Source organism: Pseudomonas sp. 1152_12, from assembly GCF_052850675.1.
In genome coordinates this window covers 184,883-205,830 of sequence record NZ_VXCW01000004.1, presented here as the reverse complement: position 1 = coordinate 205,830, position 20,948 = coordinate 184,883, and the positions used below count along the sequence as shown (strand labels likewise).

General features: G+C 60.7%; 18 protein-coding genes. 12 read left to right on the top strand and 6 right to left on the bottom strand.

The genetic code is table 11. The annotated features are described in order from the left end of the window. Window positions 1–4 precede the first annotated feature (4 nt). Both parC and FW764_RS08820 read left to right on the top strand, forming a co-directional pair. Complete coding sequence (parC, locus tag FW764_RS08825) at window positions 5–2,269, top strand: DNA topoisomerase IV subunit A (RefSeq protein WP_446433599.1); 2,265 nt, start codon at window positions 5–7, stop codon at window positions 2,267–2,269. 173 nt (window positions 2,270–2,442) lie between these two features. After that, the gene (locus tag FW764_RS08820; RefSeq protein WP_446433598.1) at window positions 2,443–3,153 is read left to right on the top strand and encodes a PqiC family protein; all 711 of its coding nucleotides are present in this window, start codon (window positions 2,443–2,445) and stop codon (window positions 3,151–3,153) included. Between the two features lie 190 nt (window positions 3,154–3,343). Here the strand turns inward: FW764_RS08820 and FW764_RS08815 are convergent, their stop codons facing one another. After that, window positions 3,344–4,876: an AhpA/YtjB family protein gene (locus tag FW764_RS08815; protein WP_446433597.1), complete on the bottom strand. Its 1,533-nt coding sequence runs from the start codon at window positions 4,874–4,876 to the stop codon at window positions 3,344–3,346. 134 nt (window positions 4,877–5,010) lie between these two features. Here FW764_RS08815 and serB point away from each other — a divergent pair, with 134 nt between their 5' ends. Next, window positions 5,011–6,225 (top strand): phosphoserine phosphatase SerB, encoded by a 1,215-nt coding sequence (serB, locus tag FW764_RS08810; protein WP_446433596.1) that lies wholly within the window; start codon window positions 5,011–5,013, stop codon window positions 6,223–6,225. 63 nt (window positions 6,226–6,288) lie between these two features. On the opposite strand, the gene asd is transcribed toward serB, so the two are convergent. From asd to FW764_RS08795, 3 genes are read right to left on the bottom strand one after another with little or no spacing between them, the layout of a single operon-like run. Further along, window positions 6,289–7,149 (bottom strand): archaetidylserine decarboxylase, encoded by an 861-nt coding sequence (asd, locus tag FW764_RS08805; RefSeq protein ID WP_446433595.1) that lies wholly within the window; start codon window positions 7,147–7,149, stop codon window positions 6,289–6,291. Window positions 7,150–7,165: 16 nt separating this feature from the next. Beyond that, entirely contained in the window at window positions 7,166–7,981 is an 816-nt protein-coding gene (gene rhdA / locus FW764_RS08800) for a thiosulfate sulfurtransferase (protein WP_446433594.1), read from the bottom strand. A 57-nt stretch (window positions 7,982–8,038) separates the two neighbouring features. After that, a complete protein-coding gene (locus FW764_RS08795; protein WP_446433593.1) occupies window positions 8,039–9,574 on the bottom strand; it encodes an HDOD domain-containing protein in 1,536 nt (511 codons plus the stop codon). A 166-nt stretch (window positions 9,575–9,740) separates the two neighbouring features. On the opposite strand from FW764_RS08795, the gene motA reads away from it, so the two are divergent. Both motA and motB read left to right on the top strand, forming a co-directional pair. Beyond that, complete coding sequence (gene motA, locus FW764_RS08790; protein ID WP_446433592.1) at window positions 9,741–10,592, top strand: flagellar motor stator protein MotA; 852 nt, start codon at window positions 9,741–9,743, stop codon at window positions 10,590–10,592. 3 nt (window positions 10,593–10,595) lie between these two features. Next, window positions 10,596–11,624, top strand: a complete 1,029-nt coding sequence (gene motB / locus FW764_RS08785; protein ID WP_446433591.1) for a flagellar motor protein MotB — start codon at window positions 10,596–10,598, stop codon at window positions 11,622–11,624. Between the two features lie 49 nt (window positions 11,625–11,673). Here motB and rsgA read toward each other — a convergent pair whose 3' ends face one another. After that, window positions 11,674–12,705 carry a small ribosomal subunit biogenesis GTPase RsgA gene (gene rsgA / locus FW764_RS08780; RefSeq protein ID WP_003171340.1) on the bottom strand — a complete coding sequence of 344 codons (1,032 nt, stop codon included), beginning with the start codon at window positions 12,703–12,705 and terminating at the stop codon, window positions 11,674–11,676. 108 nt (window positions 12,706–12,813) lie between these two features. Between rsgA and orn the strand changes: the two genes are divergently transcribed. Continuing rightward, window positions 12,814–13,356 (top strand): oligoribonuclease, encoded by a 543-nt coding sequence (gene orn, locus FW764_RS08775; RefSeq protein WP_446433590.1) that lies wholly within the window; start codon window positions 12,814–12,816, stop codon window positions 13,354–13,356. Window positions 13,357–13,547: 191 nt separating this feature from the next. Next, complete coding sequence (locus FW764_RS08770) at window positions 13,548–14,165, top strand: trimeric intracellular cation channel family protein (RefSeq protein ID WP_169875734.1); 618 nt, start codon at window positions 13,548–13,550, stop codon at window positions 14,163–14,165. Here the strand turns inward: FW764_RS08770 and queG are convergent. Continuing rightward, window positions 14,162–15,226 (bottom strand): tRNA epoxyqueuosine(34) reductase QueG, encoded by a 1,065-nt coding sequence (queG, locus tag FW764_RS08765; protein WP_446433589.1) that lies wholly within the window; start codon window positions 15,224–15,226, stop codon window positions 14,162–14,164. The two genes, FW764_RS08770 and queG, sit on opposite strands and share 4 nt — an antisense overlap. Before the next feature lie 63 nt (window positions 15,227–15,289). Between queG and FW764_RS08760 the strand changes: the two genes are divergently transcribed. The 5 genes from FW764_RS08760 to miaA are packed head-to-tail and all read left to right on the top strand — an operon-like array spanning window position 15,290 to window position 20,931. Further along, window positions 15,290–16,150 carry an NAD(P)H-hydrate dehydratase gene (locus FW764_RS08760; protein WP_446433588.1) on the top strand — a complete coding sequence of 287 codons (861 nt, stop codon included), beginning with the start codon at window positions 15,290–15,292 and terminating at the stop codon, window positions 16,148–16,150. Next, the gene (gene tsaE / locus FW764_RS08755) at window positions 16,138–16,608 is read left to right on the top strand and encodes a tRNA (adenosine(37)-N6)-threonylcarbamoyltransferase complex ATPase subunit type 1 TsaE (RefSeq protein WP_446433587.1); all 471 of its coding nucleotides are present in this window, start codon (window positions 16,138–16,140) and stop codon (window positions 16,606–16,608) included. The genes FW764_RS08760 and tsaE overlap by 13 nt, the downstream gene beginning before the upstream one ends. Window positions 16,609–16,625: 17 nt before the next feature. After that, window positions 16,626–18,047, top strand: coding sequence for an N-acetylmuramoyl-L-alanine amidase (locus FW764_RS08750; protein ID WP_083355556.1), 1,422 nt, complete (start codon window positions 16,626–16,628; stop codon window positions 18,045–18,047). After that, the gene (gene mutL, locus FW764_RS08745; protein WP_446433586.1) at window positions 18,047–19,960 is read left to right on the top strand and encodes a DNA mismatch repair endonuclease MutL; all 1,914 of its coding nucleotides are present in this window, start codon (window positions 18,047–18,049) and stop codon (window positions 19,958–19,960) included. Before FW764_RS08750 ends, mutL begins: the two co-directional genes overlap by 1 nt. Further along, window positions 19,960–20,931: a tRNA (adenosine(37)-N6)-dimethylallyltransferase MiaA gene (miaA, locus tag FW764_RS08740; RefSeq protein ID WP_446433585.1), complete on the top strand. Its 972-nt coding sequence runs from the start codon at window positions 19,960–19,962 to the stop codon at window positions 20,929–20,931. Before mutL ends, miaA begins: the two co-directional genes overlap by 1 nt. Window positions 20,932–20,948 lie beyond the last annotated feature (17 nt).

The following is a 20,948-nucleotide window of genomic DNA, read 5'->3' as shown; positions in this document are numbered from 1 at the left end:
CCGCATGAGTGACATCCTCGCAGACAGCTTAGATGGCGTAGAACGCCGATCGCTGGCTGACTTCACCGAAAATGCCTACCTCAACTACTCCATGTACGTGATCATGGACCGTGCCTTGCCGCATATCGGCGACGGCCTGAAGCCGGTACAACGGCGCATCATCTACGCCATGAGTGAGTTGGGTCTGGACGCTGATTCCAAGCACAAGAAGTCGGCGCGTACCGTCGGTGACGTGCTCGGCAAGTTCCACCCGCACGGCGACTCGGCCTGCTACGAAGCCATGGTGCTGATGGCTCAGCCGTTCAGCTACCGCTACACGCTGGTGGACGGCCAGGGTAACTGGGGGGCGCCGGATGATCCCAAGTCCTTCGCCGCCATGCGTTACACCGAAGCGCGCTTGTCGCGGTATTCGGAAGTATTGCTCAGCGAGTTGGGCCAAGGCACCGCGAATTGGGGGCCGAACTTCGATGGCACCTTGGACGAGCCCCTGGTGTTGCCGGCACGTTTGCCGAATATCCTGCTCAATGGCACCACCGGTATTGCGGTCGGCATGGCCACCGACGTGCCGCCGCATAACCTGCGCGAAGTCGCGACCGCCTGCGTACGCTTGCTGGATGAGCCAAAGGCCACGGTCGAGCAGCTCTGCGAGCATATCCAGGGCCCGGATTACCCGACCGAGGCGGAAATCATCACGCCGCGCGCCGACCTGCTGAAGATGTACGAAACCGGCAAGGGCTCGGTGCGCATGCGCGCTGTGTACCACATTGAAGACGGCGACATTATTGTCACCGCGCTGCCGCACCAAGTGTCTGGCGCCAAGGTGCTGGAACAGATCGCCGCGCTGATGCAGGCCAAACCGTCGAAACTGCCGCAAGTCGCCGACCTGCGTGACGAGTCCGACCACGAAAACCCATGCCGTATCGTGATCATTCCGACCAACAGCCGGGTCGACCACGAAGTGCTGATGCAGCATCTGTTTGCCAGCACCGACCTGGAGTCGAGCTACCGGGTCAACGTCAACATCATCGGCCTGGATGGCAAGCCGCAGCTGAAGAACCTGCGCAACTTGCTGGTGGAATGGCTGGAGTTCCGCGTACAGACCGTGCGCCGCCGCCTGCAATTCCGTCTCGACAAGGTCGAGCGTCGCCTGCACCTGTTGGACGGCTTACTGATTGCCTACCTCAATCTGGACGAAGTGATCCATATCATTCGTACCGCCGAGCACCCGAAAGCCGAGCTGATCGCGCGTTTCGAACTGAGCGAGATCCAGGCCGACTACATCCTCGATACCCGCTTGCGTCAGTTGGCGCGTCTGGAAGAGATGAAGCTGCGCGATGAGCAGGATGCACTGCTCAAGGAACAAGCCAAGCTTCAAGCCCTGTTGGGCAGCGAAGCCAAGCTCAAAAAGCTGGTGCGCAGTGAGCTGATCAAAGATGCCGAAACCTATGGTGATGACCGTCGGTCGCCAATCGTCGAGCGTGCCGAAGCGAAAGCTCTGACAGAAACCGAGCTGCTGCCGAACGAGAAAATTACCGTCGTTCTGTCGGAAAAGGGTTGGGTTCGTTCCGCCAAAGGGCATGATATTGACGCCACTGGCCTCTCGTACAAAGCCGGTGATGGCTTTAAGACAGCTGCCGCCGGGCGCTCAAACCAGTTTGCAGTGTTTATCGACTCCACCGGGCGTAGTTACTCGGTACCGGCGCATACCTTGCCATCAGCACGCGGCCAGGGCGAACCGTTGACTGGGCGTCTGACGCCGCCACCGGGGGCGAGTTTCGAGTGCGTGCTGCTGCCGGACGACGATTCACTGTATGTGATCGCCTCCGACGCGGGTTACGGCTTTGTGGTCAAGGGTGAGGACCTGCAGGCCAAGAACAAGGCGGGCAAGGCGTTGTTGAGCCTGCCGAACAACGCCAAGGTGATCTTGCCGCGTACGGTGCAAGACCGTGAGAGTAATTGGCTGGCGTCGGTGACCACTGAAGGGCGTTTGCTGGTGTTCAAGATCAGCGACCTGCCGCAATTGGGTAAAGGCAAGGGCAACAAGATTATTGGGATTCCAGGGGAGCGCGTGGCCAGTCGCGAAGAGTACGTGACCGACATCGCCGTGATCCCGGAAGGCTCGACCTTGGTGCTTCAAGCCGGCAAGCGCACGCTGTCGCTGCGTCCTGACGACCTTGAACATTACAAGGGCGAGCGCGGTCGACGAGGTAATAAATTGCCGCGCGGTTTCCAACGAGTGGATGCTTTGTTGGTGGAAACGCCAGTTTGAGGCTGATTAGAGCCCTCGATCTACGATTTAACGCGTAGATCGACGCTTTCGCGCTGGAGTCATGGCGCATATTCACGGATGATATGGCCTTTCCAGCGCCGGCGTGGCCGAGCGTGTTTAAGTTATTTTTAGTATTACATTGTGGTTCGCCTTGTGGCAGCCACCTGGATGGGATGATGACTGCTCCACGCCTTCCTCTATTTTTGATGCTCGCTGGCCTTTTGGGGCTGGCGGGTTGCAGCACGCACCAGCCGGTGTCGCTGTACCAGCTGGACAGCGGAAGTCCGGCTCAGCCAGCCCAGACGGGCGGCATGGCTGTGTTGTTGGGCCCGGTCGTCGTCGCTGACTACCTGCAACGCGAAACGCTGCTGCAACGTCAGAGCGACGGCAGCCTGCAAGGCTCCACCGATGGTCGTTGGGCGGGCAGTTTGTCGTCCGATATCAGCCAGTTGATGTTGCGTCAGGTAGCGGGTCAGTTGGACAGCCAGCGTGTGGTGCTCGCCCCGGCGCCAACCGGCTTTACCCCGGATGTGCAGGTATTGCTGACGATTACCCGGCTTGACTCGGGTACTTCGCAGCCGGCGATCCTGGATGCGCAGTGGCGCTTGATCGACCGCCGTGGTCAAGTGCGCGATAACCGCATTGTGCACCTGCAGGAAGAGCACGCCGGCAGCACCGCGTCCCAGGTCCAGGCCCAGGGTGTGTTGTTGCAGCATCTGGCGCAGCAGTTATCGGTGGCGCTCAAGCCATTGGCCAACCAGCCGTCAGTCGCCGAGGCGCCGCGCAAGCAGGCTCCAGCACAGGCCAAACCGGCAGTGCCGGAAAGGCCCAAGATGCCGATGGCTACGCCGATTCGTACGGATATGGAAGTGTTCAGGTTCTGATCTGAAACCGACCCATAAAAAAGGCCCGCTTACTCAGCGGGCCTTTTTGTTTGTCTGCGATTTGACGCTTGGTATAGATCAAATGTGGGAGGGGGCTTGCTCCCGATAGCGGCGGGTCAGCCACTGTATGTGCTGACTGACACTGCGCTATCGGGAGCAAGCCCCTCCCGGACTGATCCATCGGTGTCGGTTAAGGCTTGGTGCGGGTCTCATGCATCCGTGCCAGCTGCCGCTCGAGCATCGATGGATACGGCTCCATCAAGCGCTCCACACAGCTCGCCCCCTCGGGGCTGGCAATCGGGCGGATACGTGCGCGTTGGCGGATCAAGGCGTCTTCACTGATCTTGCGCTCCACCAGTAGCAGGTTGCGACTGTGCTGCGACAAGGCCAACGCATCCTGGGCAATCTCGGTGAGCAGCAAGTCGATCTGGCTCATGCCAAACAGATCATCACCCACCGTCAAACCAAGCTGCAGTTGCAGGGTAATGCCGCTGTCAGCCACTTCAATCTGCAGGGCATGGCCCAGCGCGCGCAGCAGTTCGCCGCAGCAAATGGCGTTGGTCAGGTAATCTTCGCCGCTGTCTTCACTGTGGAACAGCATCAGCGTGCTGCCATCGTTCAAGGTGTGCAGTTCGCTTTGATAGAGCGAGGCAGCCTGGTCCAGGCAGTCGCGGTAGCGTTCCAGCAATTCGGTCAAACGGGCGCGGGGCAGGCGGCGCAGTTGGTCCTGGGCACCCAGTTGCACGGCGAGTACGGCACTGTGCTGAGGCTCGGTGTTCCTCACCGGCACCGGCTTTGCCGTCACCACCGGGGCGGCAGCCGACGTGTCGCGCAGGTCGGAGAACGGATCTTCATCATCCAGTTCATCTTCCTCGGCCCGGATCGCATGGCGTGTCACGGGCTTGAGGCCGGCCACGGGTGCGCTTTCGTCAAAACCCGGGTCACGCAGGTCGCGCACTTCAAACTCGGGTTCATCGTCGTAATCGGTGTCGTCGTACTCAGGTTCGGGTTCAACCTCGGGGACCACCGGTTCCGGGGCGAAGCTAGCGTGGAGCTGGCGGGCGAGGTCGCCGATTTCATCCTGGCGATCAGTGGCCGGAGTGTGTTCGTCGATATCGCGCAACCAGATGCGCAGTTGCATCAGCGGCGTGGAGATATGACGACCCAGGCGCAAGCTCAAGGCCAGGGCGAGGGCCAGCAGAATCGCGCTGAGGATGCCCATGCTTTGCAGGCTGATGGTCATCGGCTGCTGGAATTGCTGCATATCGAGGCTGATGCGCAGTTGGCCAGCCTTCACATCCTGAAACGTGATGTTGCTCTGATACAGGCCTTCGGCCTCACCCAGCAGGCCGTTTTTAGGGCGCTGCCCGGCTTCGGCCATGATCCGGTTGTCCACGCTATAGATAGCCGCGTGGGCCACCAGCGGGTTTTTGGTCAGGTTGTTGAGCAGCACGTTGAGGCTGAGGATGTCGTTGGACACCAGCAGCTCAGTCGCCGACGTGGCGGTCTGAGTGGTCAAGCTCTCGCCAAGGGCGTCGGCTTGCTCGTGCATAGCCTGCTTGAACTGCAAACCCATCACGCAGGCGTAGATCACCAGGGCCAGAGCGACCAGGATCACGTTATGGCTGGCGATGCGTAATGCGATCGGTACACGGCGGTGGCGCAGTGCCCGGAAGATCAGCAGGAAGAAGTTATCGGTTTTTACTGGCGTAGGCCGGTTCACTTGAGCTCGGCTCTTTAGTCCGTGAAGTTGACGCGCAGTATAGCGACAGGCCTAGGACCGGCAAAGCGCTGGCTGTGCCCGATGGTCACTGAAAGTGGGTAGAATGCGGTTTTTTTCCAGCCTGGGGGTGCGCTTTGCGCGAAATTGTCCTGATAAACATCACTGGTGTTGACCGCCCGGGTCTCACCGCAGCCATTACCGGTGTTCTGGCCCAGGGTGGTGTGAACATTCTCGACATCGGCCAAGCGGTGATCCACGACACTCTGTCGTTCGGCATCCTCGTGGAAATCCCCAGCACCGAACAGGCCTCGTCTGTGCTCAAGGACATCCTGTTTACAGCGTATAAGCTGGATCAACAGGTGCGTTTCACGCCGGTATCCGAAGTCGATTATCAGCATTGGGTCGAGGGGCAGGGCAAAAAGCGCCACATCGTGACGTTGCTGACTCGTAAGGTAACCGCCGAACAATTGCAGCGCGTCAGCTCGATTACGGCGCAGTACGGGTTGAATATCGACCATATCGACCGTCTGTCGGGTCGTATGCCGCTGGACACCCCCGCTGATAAAGGCAAGGGCTGCATCGAGTTCTCGGTGCGTGGCGAGCCGGCGGATCCACAAGCGCTGCGCGCCGAATTCCTCAGCGTGGCCCAAGAGCTGAATGTCGATATCGCCTTCCAGGAGGATTCTCTGTTCCGCCGTAACCGCCGCCTGGCAGTGTTCGACATGGACTCCACGCTGATTGAAGCCGAGGTCATCGACGAATTGGCCAAGGCCGCCGGAGTGGGCGAGCAGGTGTCTGAAATCACCGAGCGCGCCATGGCCGGTGAGCTGGATTTTCGTGCCAGTTTCAAGGAACGCCTGGCTTTGCTCAAAGGCTTGGATGTGAGCGTGCTGGACTCTATCGGTGCCTCGCTGCGCCTGACCGAAGGTGCCGAAACCCTGTTCGCCGAACTCAAGCGCCTGGGCTACAAAACCGCAATTCTTTCGGGTGGATTCACCTACTTTGCCAAGCAGTTGCAGGCCAAGCTGGGTATCGACTACGTGTTCGCCAACGAACTGGAAGTGGTGGATGGCAAGGTGACCGGCGTGGCGGTGGAGCCGATTGTCGACGCGCAACGCAAGGCGGACTTGCTGAAGGAACTTGCCCATAAGGAAGGATTGCGTCTGGAGCAGACCATTGCGGTCGGCGACGGCGCGAATGACTTGCCGATGTTGGCGATTGCCGGGTTGGGTGTGGCTTTCCGCGCCAAGCCGCTGGTCAAGCAGTCAGCCAAGCAGGCGATTTCGACTCTGGGGTTGGATGGCGTGTTGTACCTGCTGGGATTTCGTGACCGCGACGGTCAGTTGTAACGGTAGAAGCGCGGTAAAACTGTGGGAGCTCAGCTCCCACAGTTGATTTATATCAGCCTCGAATCAGGCTTTAGGCGATGCGATGCCTTGGCCCATCTGCACCGGCGTACCCGCCAGCAGTTCTTCAGCCCACTTAACCTGACCCGGCCCGAACAGCACAATCGCCGTCGATCCCAGCTTGAAGCGGCCCAGTTCCGCACCTTTCTCCAAGTGAATCGGTGCGCGTGCGGCTTCGTCGTAGCGGAAGGTTTTCAGCTCGCGTTTTGGCGGCGTCACCAGGCCGGCCCATACGGTTTCAATCGACGCGACGATCATCGCACCCACTAACACCACGGCCATGGGGCCGCGTTCGGTGTCGAACAGGCAAACAACGCGCTCGTTACGGGCAAACAGCTCAGGCACGTTTTCGGCGGTGGTCTGGTTGACCGAGAAAATCCGACCCGGCACGTAGACCATTTCACGCAGCGTGCCAGCCAAAGGCATGTGCACGCGGTGGTAGTCCTTTGGCGACAGGTAGATGGTGGCGAAATCGCCGCCCATAAACGGGGCAGCCAGCGCCGCATCGCCGCCCAACAATTCCAGCACGCTAAAACTGTGGCCCTTGGCCTGAAACACGCGGCCGTGTTCGATTGGGCCGAGCTGGCTGACGGCACCGTCGGCTGGGCTCAACACCGCGCCTGGGGTTTGATCCAGCGGGCGTGCACCGTCTTTCAAGGCGCGGGTGAAGAAGGCGTTGAAATGCTCATAGGCGCTCAGGTCTTCAACCAGGGCTTGGGACATATCCACTTGGTAGCGCTTGGCGAACCAGGCGGTGAAGGCATTCTTGAACCAGCGTACGCGGCACTCGGCAATGCAGCCGGCCAGACGCGAGAGCAAGTGGTGCGGCAGCAAGTACTGGCTGAGGATAAACAACTGCTTTTTCATGAACTGTCCTTAAACCTTAAATCTCAACGGGGGTGTCGGGGTGGTTACCCCATTCGCCCCAGGAACCGGCATAACCTTTGACTCGCGGATAACCGAGCGCCTTGGCCACCAGGTAGGTGAAGCCAGAGCGGTGGTGAGTCTGGCAGTGGGTGATGATTTCTTTATCTTTGGTCAGCCCGAGGTCTTCGAGGATCTGCGGCATGTCGCGGCGGATGCGCAGGCTGCGCGCCTTGTCCATGCCGGCGGTCCATTCGAAATTCACGGCGCCAGGGATGTGACCACCCTTGGCCGCGAGAACCTTCTCGCCGGAATATTCCATCGGGCCGCGTGCGTCCCAGATACCCAGGTCGGCGGCGCCGAGTCGGCTTTGCAAGTACTCGCGTGTGGCGGTGGGGTTGTCATGCAACGTCAGGCTGACCGGGCCGCCGACGGGGGCAGGCACCTCGGTAGACAGCGGATGTTTACCTTCCAGCCAGGCCAGCAGGCCGCCGTCCAGGTAGTGGTATTTCTGGTGGCCGATCACGTCAAGCAGCCAGATGAAACGCCCGGCCCAGCCGCCGCCTTCGTCGTCGTAGACCACGTAGGTCGCGTCCGGAGTGTGCCCGAGTTCGCCGAAGAGTTTTTCCAGGTCGGCCTTGTGGGGCAGTAAGCCGGGGGCTGGCGCCTGGCCCAGCTGGGTACGCTTGGGGTCAACGAAATGCGCGCCGGGGATATGCCCTTCGGCGTAGCGGGCGGCACTGGTGAGGTCCACCAAAATCAGGTGTTCGGCATCCAGTTGACCGAGCAGGTCGCTGGATTCGATCACCAGCGGCAAGCCAGAGAAGTCAGGCATGTGAGGTCTCCTGGGCACAAATGTTGGTGATAAAAGAGGGCGATTGTAGCGCAAGCATCAAGCGCTGCGGTTGGTAAAGCTGTGCAGCGCTTTCTCGATGCATTGAGCGGTTTTGCCGAAGGCCTGCACGGTGGTTTCCGAGAACGGCCCGCCGCCCTGGTCGGCGATCATCAGCATCACCACTTTGCCGTTGCAGCTCAGGGAGCGCAGCAACAGGTGTTCACCGTTGAACAGACGGCGCAGGATCGGCGGCAGTAAAGCCGAGAACTGCGCGTGATTGTCCGGCGTGAGGCGTACTTGGGCAGACTTTTCCAGCAGACGCTGCAGCAGCGTGCTGTTGACCACATCCAGGCTCAGGTTGGCGGCGTCTTTGGGCAAGCCGTCGGCTTGATGCACGCGCAGGGTGCTCAAGGCGCGGTCCGCCATAAACAACAACACCCGTTGCATGCCGCTGGCGACCAAGGCTTCCCTGGCGCAGGTGGTCAGGTGCATGGCATTGGCAAAACGGCTTGGTTCTACCAGCAACTCGGTGCAGCGTTTGCGCCATACCGCCAGTGCTTCGGCAGTGGGCGGTGCTGCTGGCAACAGGCCGCGATGGATTTTGTGTACGTGCCACGGCCAGATCAGCGACAACGCGGGGTGCCAGAGGTCAGGCATCAGCGTCGTGCGCGCGCTGGTCACTGCTTGCTGGTGAGCCTGTTGCTGCACATCGCTCAAGGGGTCTTGCAGGTACAGCGCGGTCAGGTATTGCCAGCGCTCGGTGTGCGGGCAAGTCCAGGACTCTTGGGCCGACATCGCCAGGCCATTAGCCAGCAGCACAGTGTTCGCCGGCTGGTTCAACCAGCGGCGCAGGTTAGGTTCGGCGTCGAGCAATTGCTGGTGGCGCAGCGCGTCGTCTTCACGGGCGATGCGCAGCGCCTTCACCAGCAGGCGCTGCTCGCTCAACAGCAGGTTGTAGCCCTGGGAGACCCAGATCGGCAGGTGCCAGGTTTCGGTCAAACCGAGGCACAACTCCAACAGCCGCACACCGAACAGTTCCTGCTCAACCTTGCGTGCCGATTGGCCTTTGTGGATAACGCGCAGTTCCCATTCTTCCAGAAGCTTGGGGTACGCAACGGCCATCGGCCACAGCGGCGACAGAAACAGTAGGCTGCCCCAGTGAATGTCTTGCCAAAGGCGCGCGAGGCGGCTGGCGAACAAACCGTTGGCTTGCTGGGAGGCGTGTTGGCTCACCAGCAGCAGTTGGCGCAAGGCCACGGGAATGTCTTTTTCCGGCACTGAGGGCAGGCGCGCCAACAACTCCTCGGCACGTTTAAGGCCCAGGCGGTTGAGCGCTACTTCGAGGTTTTCCGCCGGCCCCGACAGGCTGCCGTGGGCCTGGCTATTGGCTTCACGCATCACGCTGAGCACCAGCGCGGGGCTGTGTTGCATCAGCTCGGCAATATCTCGCAACGAACTGCGGCTATCGCGAATGGCTTTGCACACACGCTCGTGACTGGTCTGGGGAACGGGCAGCAGCACGTCGTCCAGGCGCTTGATCCAAGCAGCGAGGGTGGTGGGTTTGGTACTTGGGACTGTCGTTTCAATTGCCATGATTGGGGCGCGATCATCACTTGCATTCAACACGCCCGGAACGGGCTGAATTGGCTTTTCGCCTTAACGGGCTATAGTCTGGCGCAGTTTTGCCGATAAGTAGAACAAGAGTTTTCGGCTGCACCCAATATGTCCATGAACCCGACGGCGCAAGTACCAATTCCCTATGGCTAAAATTATCGGCATCATCGTCGTCTTCGCAAGCGTGCTCGGCGGGTACGTCCTGTCTCACGGTAAAATTGCCGCGCTGATTCAGCCTTTCGAGGTGATGATTATTGGTGGTGCGGCACTGGGTGCGTTCCTGCAGGCGAACCCCGGCTACATGACCATGCACGTGATCAAGAAGTCGCTGGGCATGTTCAGTTCGCGTTTTTCCCACACCTTCTACCTGGAAGTGCTGGGGCTGATCTTCGAGATCCTCAACAAGAGCCGCCGCGAAGGCATGATGGCTATCGAAGGCGACATCGAAGACGCCGCCGCCAGCCCGATTTTCGCCAAGTACCCGGCCGTGCTCAAAGATGAGCGCATGACCGCCTACATCTGTGATTACCTGCGCATCATGTCCTCCGGCAACATGGCGCCTCACGAGCTGGAAGGCTTGTTCGACATGGAGCTTTTCAGTCTTAAAGAAGAGTTGGAGCACCCTTCGCATGCCGTGACCGGCGTTGCCGACGCCATGCCCGGTTTTGGTATCGTCGCGGCGGTACTCGGTATTGTCGTGACCATGGCGTCCCTGGGCGAAGGCGACCAAAAGGCTATTGGTATGCACGTGGGTGCGGCCCTCGTCGGTACCTTCTTCGGTATTCTCGCGGCCTATGGCTTCTTCGGTCCACTCGCCACCTGTCTGGCCCACGATGCCAAGGAAGAGGTCAACCTCTACGAAGCGATCAAGGCGTGTTTGGTGGCTTCGGCGTCCGGTATGCCGCCATCGCTGGCGGTGGAGTTCGGGCGCAAGGTGCTGTACCCGAAACATCGCCCAAGTTTTTCCGAGCTGGAACAAGCGGTTCGCGGTCGCTAAACCATGGAAAACAACCAGCCGATAATCATCAAGCGCGTCAAGCGCTTCGCTGCGGGGCACCATGGTGGTGCTTGGAAAATCGCCTTCGCCGACTTTGCGACGGCGATGATGGCGTTCTTCCTGGTGCTGTGGCTGATGTCGACCGCCACGCCCGAACAGAAGATCGCCATCGCCGGTTATTTCAAAGACCCGATTGGCTTCTCGGAAAGCGGTACACCGTTTGTGATCGACCTGGGCGGCTCGCCCCAGTTGGCGCCTGAGCGCACCATCAACCCCGAGGTCAAGACCGAAGCGCCGCAGGAAAAAATCCCGATTGAGCGCGACACCGTCGAGAGCATGGCCGATCAGGTCGAGAAAGAGCGCCTCGAGTTGTTACTGCAGGAACTGCAGACCAAGGTTGAAGAGAACCCGCAGCTACTGAAATTCAAGGACCAGATTTCCTTCGAAATCACCCCGGAAGGCTTGCGCATCCAGATCACCGACGACGCCAACCGGCCGATGTTCGATTCCGGTAGCGCGCGCTTGAAGCCGTACTTTGAAGATATCCTGCTGGCCATGGCTGACACCATCAAAGCCGTGCCGAACAGGATCAGCATCAGCGGTCACACCGACGCCAAGCCGTATTCGGGCCAGGGCGACTTCGGCAACTGGGAACTCTCGGCCAACCGCGCCAACGCTGCTCGCCGTGCGTTGGTAGCGGGCAGCTATCCGGATTCGCAAGTGGCACGTGTGGTGGGTTTCGCCTCCTCGCAGCTGTTTGATCCTAAAGATCCGTTCAACCCGATCAACCGTCGGATTGATATCGTCGTGCTGACCAAAAAGGCCCAGCGAGCGATTGAAGGCGATCAAGGCGCAGCGCCGCCGGCACCGACCCAAGGCGAAGGCGCGCCAGGCGAGGTGCCGGCCGACCCGAACGCCATTCCGCCAGGGCAGGAGCCGTTGCCGGCGCATGAGCTGCGCCAGAAGCTGAACCTGTTTGATGATGGTGGGGTGAAAGACCCGACGGCGCCTGCGCCGGCACCCGGGTCGTAATCCGCATGCAAAAAGGCCGCGATGATCGCGGCCTTTTTGTAAGTGCGGTTTAGTAACTGCTCTCAGGCAAGCTCGCAATAATCGACCGATAGCTGTTCATCCGCTGCTGCTGCACGCGGCCATCTTCCAGGGCCTTGAGCAATGCACAGCCCGGCTCGCGGTCATGTTTGCAGTCGCGGAAGCGGCAGGTGCCGATCAGGTCGTTGAACTCGATAAAGCCCGCTTCCACATCGCTGCGGCTGACGTGGCCGAGGCCGAATTCGCGGATACCTGGGGAGTCGATCAGTTCACCGCCACCGGGGAAGTGGAACAACCGCGCGGTGGTGGTGGTGTGGGTGCCCTGGCCGGACAGCTCCGAGAGCGGGCCGACACGGGTGTCGACTTCCGGTAGCAGGCTGTTGACCAGCGACGACTTGCCCACGCCCGACTGGCCGACGAACACACTGATGCGCCCGTCCAGCTGCTGTTGCAACTGTTCCATGCCATTGCCGTGATGCGCCGACACTTCCAGCACCGGGTAACCCAGGGTGCGGTAGACCGCCAGCAACGCGTTGAGCGCCGGGGCGTTTTGCTCGTCGATCAGGTCGAATTTGTTCAGCAGCAACAGCGGGCGAATGCCAGCATGCTCGGCCGCGACCAGGTACCGGTCGATCAGGTTGGCGTGCGGCTCGGGCAGCGGCGCAAACACGATCACGATCATGTCAACGTTGGCGGCCACCGGCTTGAGCTGGCCACGGCTGTCAGGGCGGCGCAGTTCGGTGGTGCGCGGCAGTTGGGCGACGATCACGCCGATGCCCTGGTTGCCGGCACGCCATACCACCTTGTCGCCGGTTACCAGCGCAGGCAGGTTAGCGCGCAAGTGGCAACGGGAAACAGAGCCTGCGAGTTCGCCTTCCAGCGCCTCGACTTCGACCTGTACACCAAAGTGCGCGATCACCAGGCCCGTTTGTTCGGGGCCCAGGTCGCCGCCCTCGAGCGCTTCCACGGCGGAGGATTCACGTTTGGCGGCGCGAGCGGCGCGTTCACCTTGAATCTTTTCGATGCGCCAGTTTTGGCGACGATTGAGCTGGCGTTTGGCCATTGGTGTTCCGTGTCGATAATGCAGAGGTTAGGTAAAACGGTCGCGAGTCTAGCACGCCCCTGCCTGCTAAACTGTGCGGCTACGCCAAGGTGCCAAGAGAATCAAGCCATGCAAAACCCACAGAACCTGATTTGGATCGATCTGGAAATGACCGGTCTGAACCCCGACACCGATGTCATCATCGAGATGGCGACGATTGTCACCGACAGCAACCTCAACACCTTGGCGGAAGGTCCGGTGATCGCCATCCACCACAGCGACGCCGTACTCGCCACCATGGACGAGTGGAACACCCGCACCCACGGCAACTCCGGGCTGACCCAGCGCGTGCGCGACAGCCGTGTCAGCATGGCGCAAGCCGAGGCTGAAACTATCGCTTTCCTGGAGAAGTGGGTGCCCAAGGGCAAGTCGCCGATCTGTGGCAACAGCATTTGCCAAGACCGCCGCTTCCTTTATACGCACATGAAAGGGCTGGAAAGCTACTTCCATTATCGCAACCTGGATGTGTCCACACTTAAAGAGTTGGCCGCGCGCTGGGCACCGGAAGTTAAAGACAGCTTCCATAAAGGCAGCACGCATTTGGCGCTGGATGATATCCGCGAGTCGATTGCTGAGCTGCAGCATTACCGTAAGCATTTCATCAAGGCTTGAAGATGTAGTGCCAGGCCTGGCGCCTTCGCGAGCAAGCCCGCTCCCACATTCGACTGCATTCCAAAGGTGGAACTCGGTCAAATGTGGGAGCGGGCATGCTCGCGAAGGGTGTGCCTCGGTCTTTCGCCAAGCGCCCCCTTTTGGTGCCATCGCCAAATGATTAGACTGCGCGCCTCTTTGCAAGGATCGCCATCATGCTGTTGATGCTCTACCTCATCGCCATCACCGCCGAAGCCATGACCGGCGCGCTGTCCGCCGGGCGGCGTGGCATGGATTGGTTTGGCGTGGTGCTGATCGCCTGCGTCACCGCCCTTGGCGGTGGTTCGGTGCGCGATGTGCTGTTGGGGCATTACCCGCTGACGTGGGTCAAACACCCGGAATACCTGGTGCTGACCTCCATTGCCGCGCTGGTGACGATTTTTATCGCGCCGCTGATGCGCCACCTGCGCTCGCTGTTCCTGGCACTGGATGCCGTGGGCCTGGTGGCGTTCACCTTGATCGGCTGCATGACCGCCCTGGAAATGGGGCACGGCATGCTGGTGGCGTCGGTCAGTGGTGTGATCACCGGGGTGTTCGGCGGCATCCTGCGGGATATCTTCTGCAACGACATCCCGCTGATCTTTCGCCGTGAGCTTTACGCCAGCGTGTCGTTCCTGGCTGCGTGGTTCTACATGCTCTGCCTTTACCTGGAACTGCCCAGCGAGCAGGCGATTCTGCTGACCTTGTTCAGCGGCTTTCTACTGCGCCTGCTGGCCATTCGTTTTCACTGGGAAATGCCCAAGTTCGTCTACAACGACGACGTGCACTAGCGCGCCGCGTGCTGGTTCAGTGCCCATTCCACATGTTCACGCACCAGCTCCGAGGGGTAATCCCGGCGCGCCTTCAAGGCTTCCAGCACAGGAATACTCGACGGCGCATTGCCCAGGCCCACGGCCAGGTTGCGCAGCCAGCGCTCATAGCCGGCGCGGCGTAGTGGTGAGCCTTCGGTGCTGCTGAGGAATTTATCCTCGTCCCACATAAACAGTTCGGCCATCTCGGCGTTATCCAGATTGTGCCGTGGCTTGAAATCGCCCTCATTGGTGGTGCGGGCGAAACGATTCCACGGGCAAACGATCTGACAGTCATCGCAACCGAATACGCGATTGCCGATCAGTGGGCGCAGGTCTTCAGGGATTGCAGTCTTCAGTTCGATGGTGAGGTAGGAAATGCAGCGTCGCGCGTCCAGCACGTACGGGCCGACGAAGGCATTAGTGGGGCAGATATCCAAACACGCGGTGCAGCGGCCGCAGTGCTCGGTGCTGTGTGGGGCGTCAACCGGCAAGGGTAAATCGACAAACAGCTCACTCAAGAAGAAATAGCTGCCGGCCTTGCGATTGAGCACCAGGGTGTTTTTGCCGATCCAGCCGAGGCCCGCTTGTTCGGCGATGGCCTTTTCCAGCACCGGCGCGCTGTCGACAAACGCGCGAAAGCCGAACGGGCCGATCTGTGCCTGGATGCGGTCAGCCAGTTGTTGTACGCGTTTGCGGATCAGCTTGTGGTAATCGCGGCCCAGGGCGTACCGGGAGATGTAGGCTTTCTCTGGCTTGGCCAGCAGTTGCGCCATTTGGGTGTCGCCTGGCAGATAATCCATGCGCAGCGACACAACGCGCAAAGTGCCGGGCACCAGCTCATCGGGGTGCGAGCGTTTGCTGCCATGGGCGGCCATGTAGTCCATCTCGCCGTGGTAGCCCGCGTCGAGCCAGCGTTGCAGGTGCTGTTCATGCTCGGCCAGGTCCAGGCCGCTGATGCCGACTTGTTGAAAGCCCAGCTCGCGGCCCCAGTCTTTGATCGATTGGGCGAGGGCGGGCAGATCGGTGGTGATAGCAGGCATGAGACAAGGGAAACCGCAGGTTAGATAGGTATAATTCTGCCAGACATCGGAGCTTGAAGACGCATGCCGCAGACAAAACACGCAATAACCGACGTACAGCCGCTGTTGCACGGCCATTTGCCGCAACTGGCTGCCCGTTCCCCGGACGCCCATAAAGGTCAGTTCGGCCACCTGTTGGTCATCGGCGGCGACCGTGGCTTTGGTGGCGCTGCCCTATTGAGCGCAGAGAGCGCCTTGCGCAGTGGCGCGGGCATGGTATCGCTGGCGACCCGAGCGGAGCATGTACCAGCCGCGCTGGCACGCTTGCCGGAAGTCATGACCGTTGGCGTGAGTTCGGCCAACCAGTTGATGGGGCTGCTGGAAAAGATCTCGGTGATCGTCATCGGCCCAGGCTTGGGCGCGGCTTCCTGGGGAAAAAGCCTGTTATCCGTCGCTGCTAATGCCAAGCTGCCGCAAGTCTGGGATGCGGACGCCTTGAATCAGTTGTCAGGGGGCGGCTTGAGCCTGCCGCCCAACTCGGTGATCACGCCACATCCGGGCGAGGCGGCGCGGTTGATGGGCATCTCGACAGCCGAGGTTCAGGCCGATCGCCTGATGGTGGCGCGCGCGTTGAGCCAGAAATTCAATGCAGTGGCTATCCTAAAGGGTGCTGGCAGTTTGATTGCCAGCCCGGACGGCCGTGTTTCTCGTTGTGACCAAGGCCATCCGGCAATGGCCACGGCCGGTTTGGGGGATGTCCTGAGCGGTCTGGTCGGCGCGTTGCTGGCCCAAGGCATGCCCGCTTATGAAGCCAGTTGCCTGGCCGTGTGGCTGCACGCCACGGCAGGGGATCGCCAAGGCACCTTTGGCCGTGGCCTGGCTGCCAGCGACCTGATACCTGCCATTCGTCAATTGCTGGAGGAGCAGTCGCCGTGCCTGACGTAACCCTTTTTCTGGCGGATGAAGACGCCATGGTTGCATTCGGTCAGCGCATCGCCCAGGTTACGGCGGGCGCCGGGTTGATCTTCCTCGAGGGTGATTTGGGGGCGGGCAAAACTACGCTGTCGCGCGGCATTATTCGCGGGCTGGGCCACGCCGGTGCGGTAAAAAGCCCGACGTTCACCTTGGTTGAGCCCTACGAGATCGGTGCGATTCGTGCCTTTCACTTCGACCTCTATCGCTTGGTAGATCCCGAAGAACTGGAATACATGGGTATCCGTGATTACTTCGATGAAGACGCACTGTGTCTGATCGAGTGGCCAGATAAAGGCACAGGCTTTTTGCCAAAGCCGGACCTGACCATTACCATTACGCCCCATGATCATGGACGTCAGCTGAAGTTGTTGCCCCAGAGCGCGCGAGGCCAGTCGTGGTGTGCCGCTCTGGCACTGGAATTCAAATAAAATTGGTGGGGTTAGGTATGCGCTTTCGCGCGATGGTTGCTGTCGTAGGGGTGTTGCTTGCGGCAATGACTTTCAATGCTCTGGCTGCTGAGCAGGTGAAAAGTGTTCGCCTGTGGCGAGCGCCGGATAACACGCGACTGGTGTTCGACCTGTCTGGCCCGGTCCAGCACAGCGTCTTTACCCTGACGGCGCCTGATCGCCTGGTGATCGACATCAACGGTGCGACCCTGGCTGCGCCGTTGAAAGTCGCCACCGCCAACACGCCGATTACCGCGATGCGTTCGGCCCAGCGCACGCCGACCGACCTGCGTGTGGTGATCGACCTGAAAAAGGTCGTAACCCCGAAAAGTTTTGTGCTGCCCCCGAACGCGCAATACGGCAACCGGTTGGTGGTCGACCTGTTTGACAATGCCGCTGATGCTGCACCGCCGCCTGCGCCAACTCCGAGCGTTGCGACCGTGCCGGCCGTGCCGGTCAGCCCGGCACAGCCTCAGGTCAAGTTGCCACCGCCGCCACCTGCGCCTGCGGGTAAGCGTGACATTATTGTGGTGATCGACGCTGGCCACGGCGGTGAAGACCCGGGAGCCTCCGGCGCGCGCGGCCAGCATGAAAAAGACGTGGTATTAGCCATTGCTCGTGAACTGCAGCGTCAGGTCAATGGCATGAAAGGCTATCGCGCCGAGCTGACCCGTACCGGTGACTACTTCATTCCGTTGCGCGGCCGTACCGAAATCGCGCGTAAGAAAGGCGCCGATCTGTTCGTGTCGATCCACGCCGACGCCGCACCGTCTACCGCCGCTTTCGGCGCCTCGGTGTTTGCCCTGTCCGATCGTGGCGCCACGTCCGAGACCGCGCGTTGGCTGGCCGACAGCGAAAACCGTTCCGACTTGATCGGCGGGGCCGGCAACGTGTCCCTCGACGACAAAGACAAAATGCTCGCCGGCGTGCTGCTCGACCTGTCGATGACGGCGTCGTTGACCTCCAGCCTGAACGTGGGCCAGAAGGTCTTGAGCAATATCGGCCGCGTCACTTCCTTGCACAAACAACGTGTGGAGCAGGCCGGGTTCATGGTGTTGAAGTCGCCGGACATTCCATCGATCCTGGTGGAAACCGGGTTCATCTCCAACTCCAACGAAGCCTCGAAGCTGGCCAGCGCCAGCCACCAGCAGGCGTTGGCGCGTTCGATCAGTGCCGGTATTCGCCAGTTCTTCCAGCAGAACCCACCGCCGGGCAGCTACATCGCCTGGCTGCGTGACTCTGGGAAAATCGCCCAGGGCCCACGTGACCATCGCGTGCAGCCCGGCGACACCCTGGCCATGCTGGCCGTGCGTTTCCAGGTCTCGGCCGCTACTTTGCGCCGCGCCAATAACCTGAAAACCGATGAGTTGAAAGTAGGCCAGGTATTGACCATCCCTGGCACCGAATTGGCAGCGCAATAATGAGCGAATCAGTCCTCAATAGCGGCTCGCGCATCGAACTGCTCAGCCCGCGTCTGGCCAACCAGATTGCGGCGGGCGAGGTGGTTGAGCGCCCGGCATCGGTGATCAAGGAGCTGCTGGAAAACAGCATCGACTCCGGCGCCAAGCGCATTGATGTCGATGTCGAACAGGGCGGCGTCAAGCTGCTGCGCGTGCGCGATGACGGCAGTGGCATCTCTTCCGATGACCTGCCGCTGGCCCTGGCGCGTCACGCCACCAGCAAAATCCGTGACCTGGAAGACCTTGAGCGGGTGATGAGCCTGGGTTTTCGCGGTGAGGCCCTGGCGTCTATCAGTTCCGTGGCGCGCCTGACCCTGACCTCGCGCACCCGTAGCGCCGAGCAGGCTTGGCAAGTGGAAACCGAAGGCCGCGACATGGCGCCCAGGGTCCAGCCGGCTGCACACCCAGTGGGCACCTCGGTGGAAGTGCGCGACCTGTTCTTCAATACCCCGGCGCGGCGTAAATTCCTCAAGGCCGAAAAAACCGAATTCGATCACTTGCAAGAAGTCATCAAACGCCTGGCCTTGGCGCGCTTTGACGTGGCGTTTCATCTGCGTCACAACGGCAAGACCATCCTCAGCCTGCATGAAGCCCATGACGACGCCGCGCGGGCTCGGCGTGTATCGGCCATCTGTGGCGCGGGGTTCCTGGAGCAGGCGTTGCCGATTGAAATCGAGCGCAACGGCCTGCGCCTGTGGGGTTGGGTCGGGTTGCCGACTTTCTCCCGTAGCCAGGCGGATTTGCAGTACTTCTTTGTGAATGGCCGCGCGGTGCGCGACAAACTGGTGGCCCACGCGGTGCGCCAGGCTTACCGCGATGTGTTGTTCAACGGGCGGCATCCGACTTTTGTACTGTTTTTTGAGGTCGACCCATCGGTGGTTGACGTCAACGTGCACCCGACCAAGCACGAAGTGCGCTTCCGTGACGGACGCATGGTGCATGACTTCCTTTATGGCACCTTGCACCGTGCCCTCGGCGATGTGCGCCCGGATGATCAGCTGTCGGCGCCGATCGTGACGGCGGTGGTGCGGCCGAGTGGCCCGGAGGCCGGTGAGTTTGGCCCGCAAGGCGAAATGAGCCTGGCTGCCAATTTGCTGCAATCGCCGCAGCCACAGCCTGCTTATACGGCGCCGGGTTCCGGGTCGGGTGCGGGTTACCAGTATCAATACACACCGCGTCCGCAATCGGCGGTGCCGGTGGCCGAAGCCCAGGCAGCCTATCGCGAGTTTTTCGCGCCGCTGCCGGGTGCCGAGCCCGGCGCTGTCGCGTTGCCGGAGGGCGGTGGGGATATCCCGCCGCTGGGCTATGCGTTGGCACAGCTCAAGGGCATCTACATCCTGGCGGAAAACGCCCATGGCCTGGTGTTGGTGGACATGCACGCCGCCCACGAGCGGATCATGTACGAACGCCTGAAGATCGCCATGGCCAGCGAAGGCCTCAGCGGCCAGCCGCTGCTGGTGCCGGAGTCTTTGGCAGTGAGCCAGCGTGAAGCCGATTGTGCGGAAGAGCACCACGGTGTGTTTCAGAAACTGGGCTTCGAACTGCAGCGCCTGGGGCCGGAAACCCTGGCGATCCGCCAGATTCCGGCGCTGCTCAAACAGGCCGAAGCCAACCGTTTGGTCGCCGACGTGCTGGCGGACCTGATGGAATACGGCACCAGTGACCGCATCCAGGCACACATCAATGAACTGCTCGGCACCATGGCTTGTCACGGTGCCATCCGCGCCAACCGCCGCCTGGCCTTGCCGGAAATGAACGGGTTGCTGCGTGACATGGAAAACACCGAGCGCAGCGGGCAATGCAACCATGGCCGACCGACCTGGACCCAAATGGGCCTCGACGATCTGGACAAACTGTTCTTGCGCGGTCGTTGATGAGCGCCTTGCCCCCCGCGATCTTCCTGATGGGCCCCACGGCCGCTGGCAAGACAGACCTGGCCATCGAGCTGACCAAGGTGTTGCCGTGCGAGCTGATCAGTGTTGACTCTGCCCTGGTTTACCGGGACATGGACATCGGCACGGCCAAGCCTTCCAAAGCATTGTTGGCCGAGTATCCGCATAAACTGATCGACATCATCGACCCGTCAGAAAGTTATTCGGCTGCAGATTTTCGCGTCGGTGCCTTGGCCGCGATGGCTGAAATCACCGCGCGGGGCAATATACCGCTGCTGGTGGGCGGCACAATGCTCTATTACAAGGCTTTGCAGGAAGGGTTGGCTGATATGCCGCCGGCTGACGCCCAAGTGCGCGTCGAGCTTGAGGACGAGGCAGCACGCTTTGGCTGGCAAGCCCTGCATGACCAGTTGGCGGCGGTAGACCCGGTGTCGGCGGCGCGTATTCATCCCAATGACCCGCAGCGCCTCACTCGCGCGCTGGAAGTCTGGCGGGTCAGCGGCCAGACCATGACTGAACATCGGCTGAAACAAACTGCGCAAAGTGCTGATGCAGACGCATCTGGACAGTCAGTATTGCCCTATACTGTGGCGAATCTGGCCATTGCTCCGTCAAATCGCCAGGTGCTGCATGAACGAATTGCACAAAGATTCACAATTATGTTGGAACAGGGGTTTGTGGAGGAGGTCGTAGCACTGCGTTCCCGAGGTGACCTGCATGCTGGGTTGCCGTCGATACGTGCTGTTGGCTACCGCCAAGTCTGGGATCACCTGGATGGCAAGCTGACGTCAGCCGAAATGCAGGAGCGCGGCATCATTGCTACGCGCCAATTGGCGAAGCGCCAGTTCACCTGGTTGCGCAGCTGGAGCGATTTGCACTGGCTGGACAGCCTGGACAGCGACAATCTGTCACGCGCCTTGAAATACCTGGGAACGGTCTCCATATTGAGCTGAGTCCTTGCAATTGCCGT

Bases quoted from the DNA above. Each gene is read 5' to 3' on its own strand.
- mutL (WP_446433586.1), top strand. From the start codon at position 18,047: ATGAGCGAATCAGTCCTCAATAGCGGCTCGCGCATCGAACTGCTCAGC.
- FW764_RS08795 (WP_446433593.1), bottom strand. From the start codon at position 9,574: ATGGCAATTGAAACGACAGTCCCAAGTACCAAACCCACCACCCTCGCT.
- parC (WP_446433599.1), top strand. From the start codon at position 5: ATGAGTGACATCCTCGCAGACAGCTTAGATGGCGTAGAACGCCGATCG.
- asd (WP_446433595.1), bottom strand. From the start codon at position 7,149: ATGAAAAAGCAGTTGTTTATCCTCAGCCAGTACTTGCTGCCGCACCAC.
- miaA (WP_446433585.1), top strand. From the start codon at position 19,960: ATGAGCGCCTTGCCCCCCGCGATCTTCCTGATGGGCCCCACGGCCGCT.
- FW764_RS08820 (WP_446433598.1), top strand. From the start codon at position 2,443: ATGATGACTGCTCCACGCCTTCCTCTATTTTTGATGCTCGCTGGCCTT.
- rhdA (WP_446433594.1), bottom strand. From the start codon at position 7,981: ATGCCTGACTTCTCTGGCTTGCCGCTGGTGATCGAATCCAGCGACCTG.
- motA (WP_446433592.1), top strand. From the start codon at position 9,741: ATGGCTAAAATTATCGGCATCATCGTCGTCTTCGCAAGCGTGCTCGGC.
- FW764_RS08750 (WP_083355556.1), top strand. From the start codon at position 16,626: ATGCGCTTTCGCGCGATGGTTGCTGTCGTAGGGGTGTTGCTTGCGGCA.
- queG (WP_446433589.1), bottom strand. From the start codon at position 15,226: ATGCCTGCTATCACCACCGATCTGCCCGCCCTCGCCCAATCGATCAAA.
- motB (WP_446433591.1), top strand. From the start codon at position 10,596: ATGGAAAACAACCAGCCGATAATCATCAAGCGCGTCAAGCGCTTCGCT.
- orn (WP_446433590.1), top strand. From the start codon at position 12,814: ATGCAAAACCCACAGAACCTGATTTGGATCGATCTGGAAATGACCGGT.
- rsgA (WP_003171340.1), bottom strand. From the start codon at position 12,705: ATGGCCAAACGCCAGCTCAATCGTCGCCAAAACTGGCGCATCGAAAAG.
- FW764_RS08760 (WP_446433588.1), top strand. From the start codon at position 15,290: ATGCCGCAGACAAAACACGCAATAACCGACGTACAGCCGCTGTTGCAC.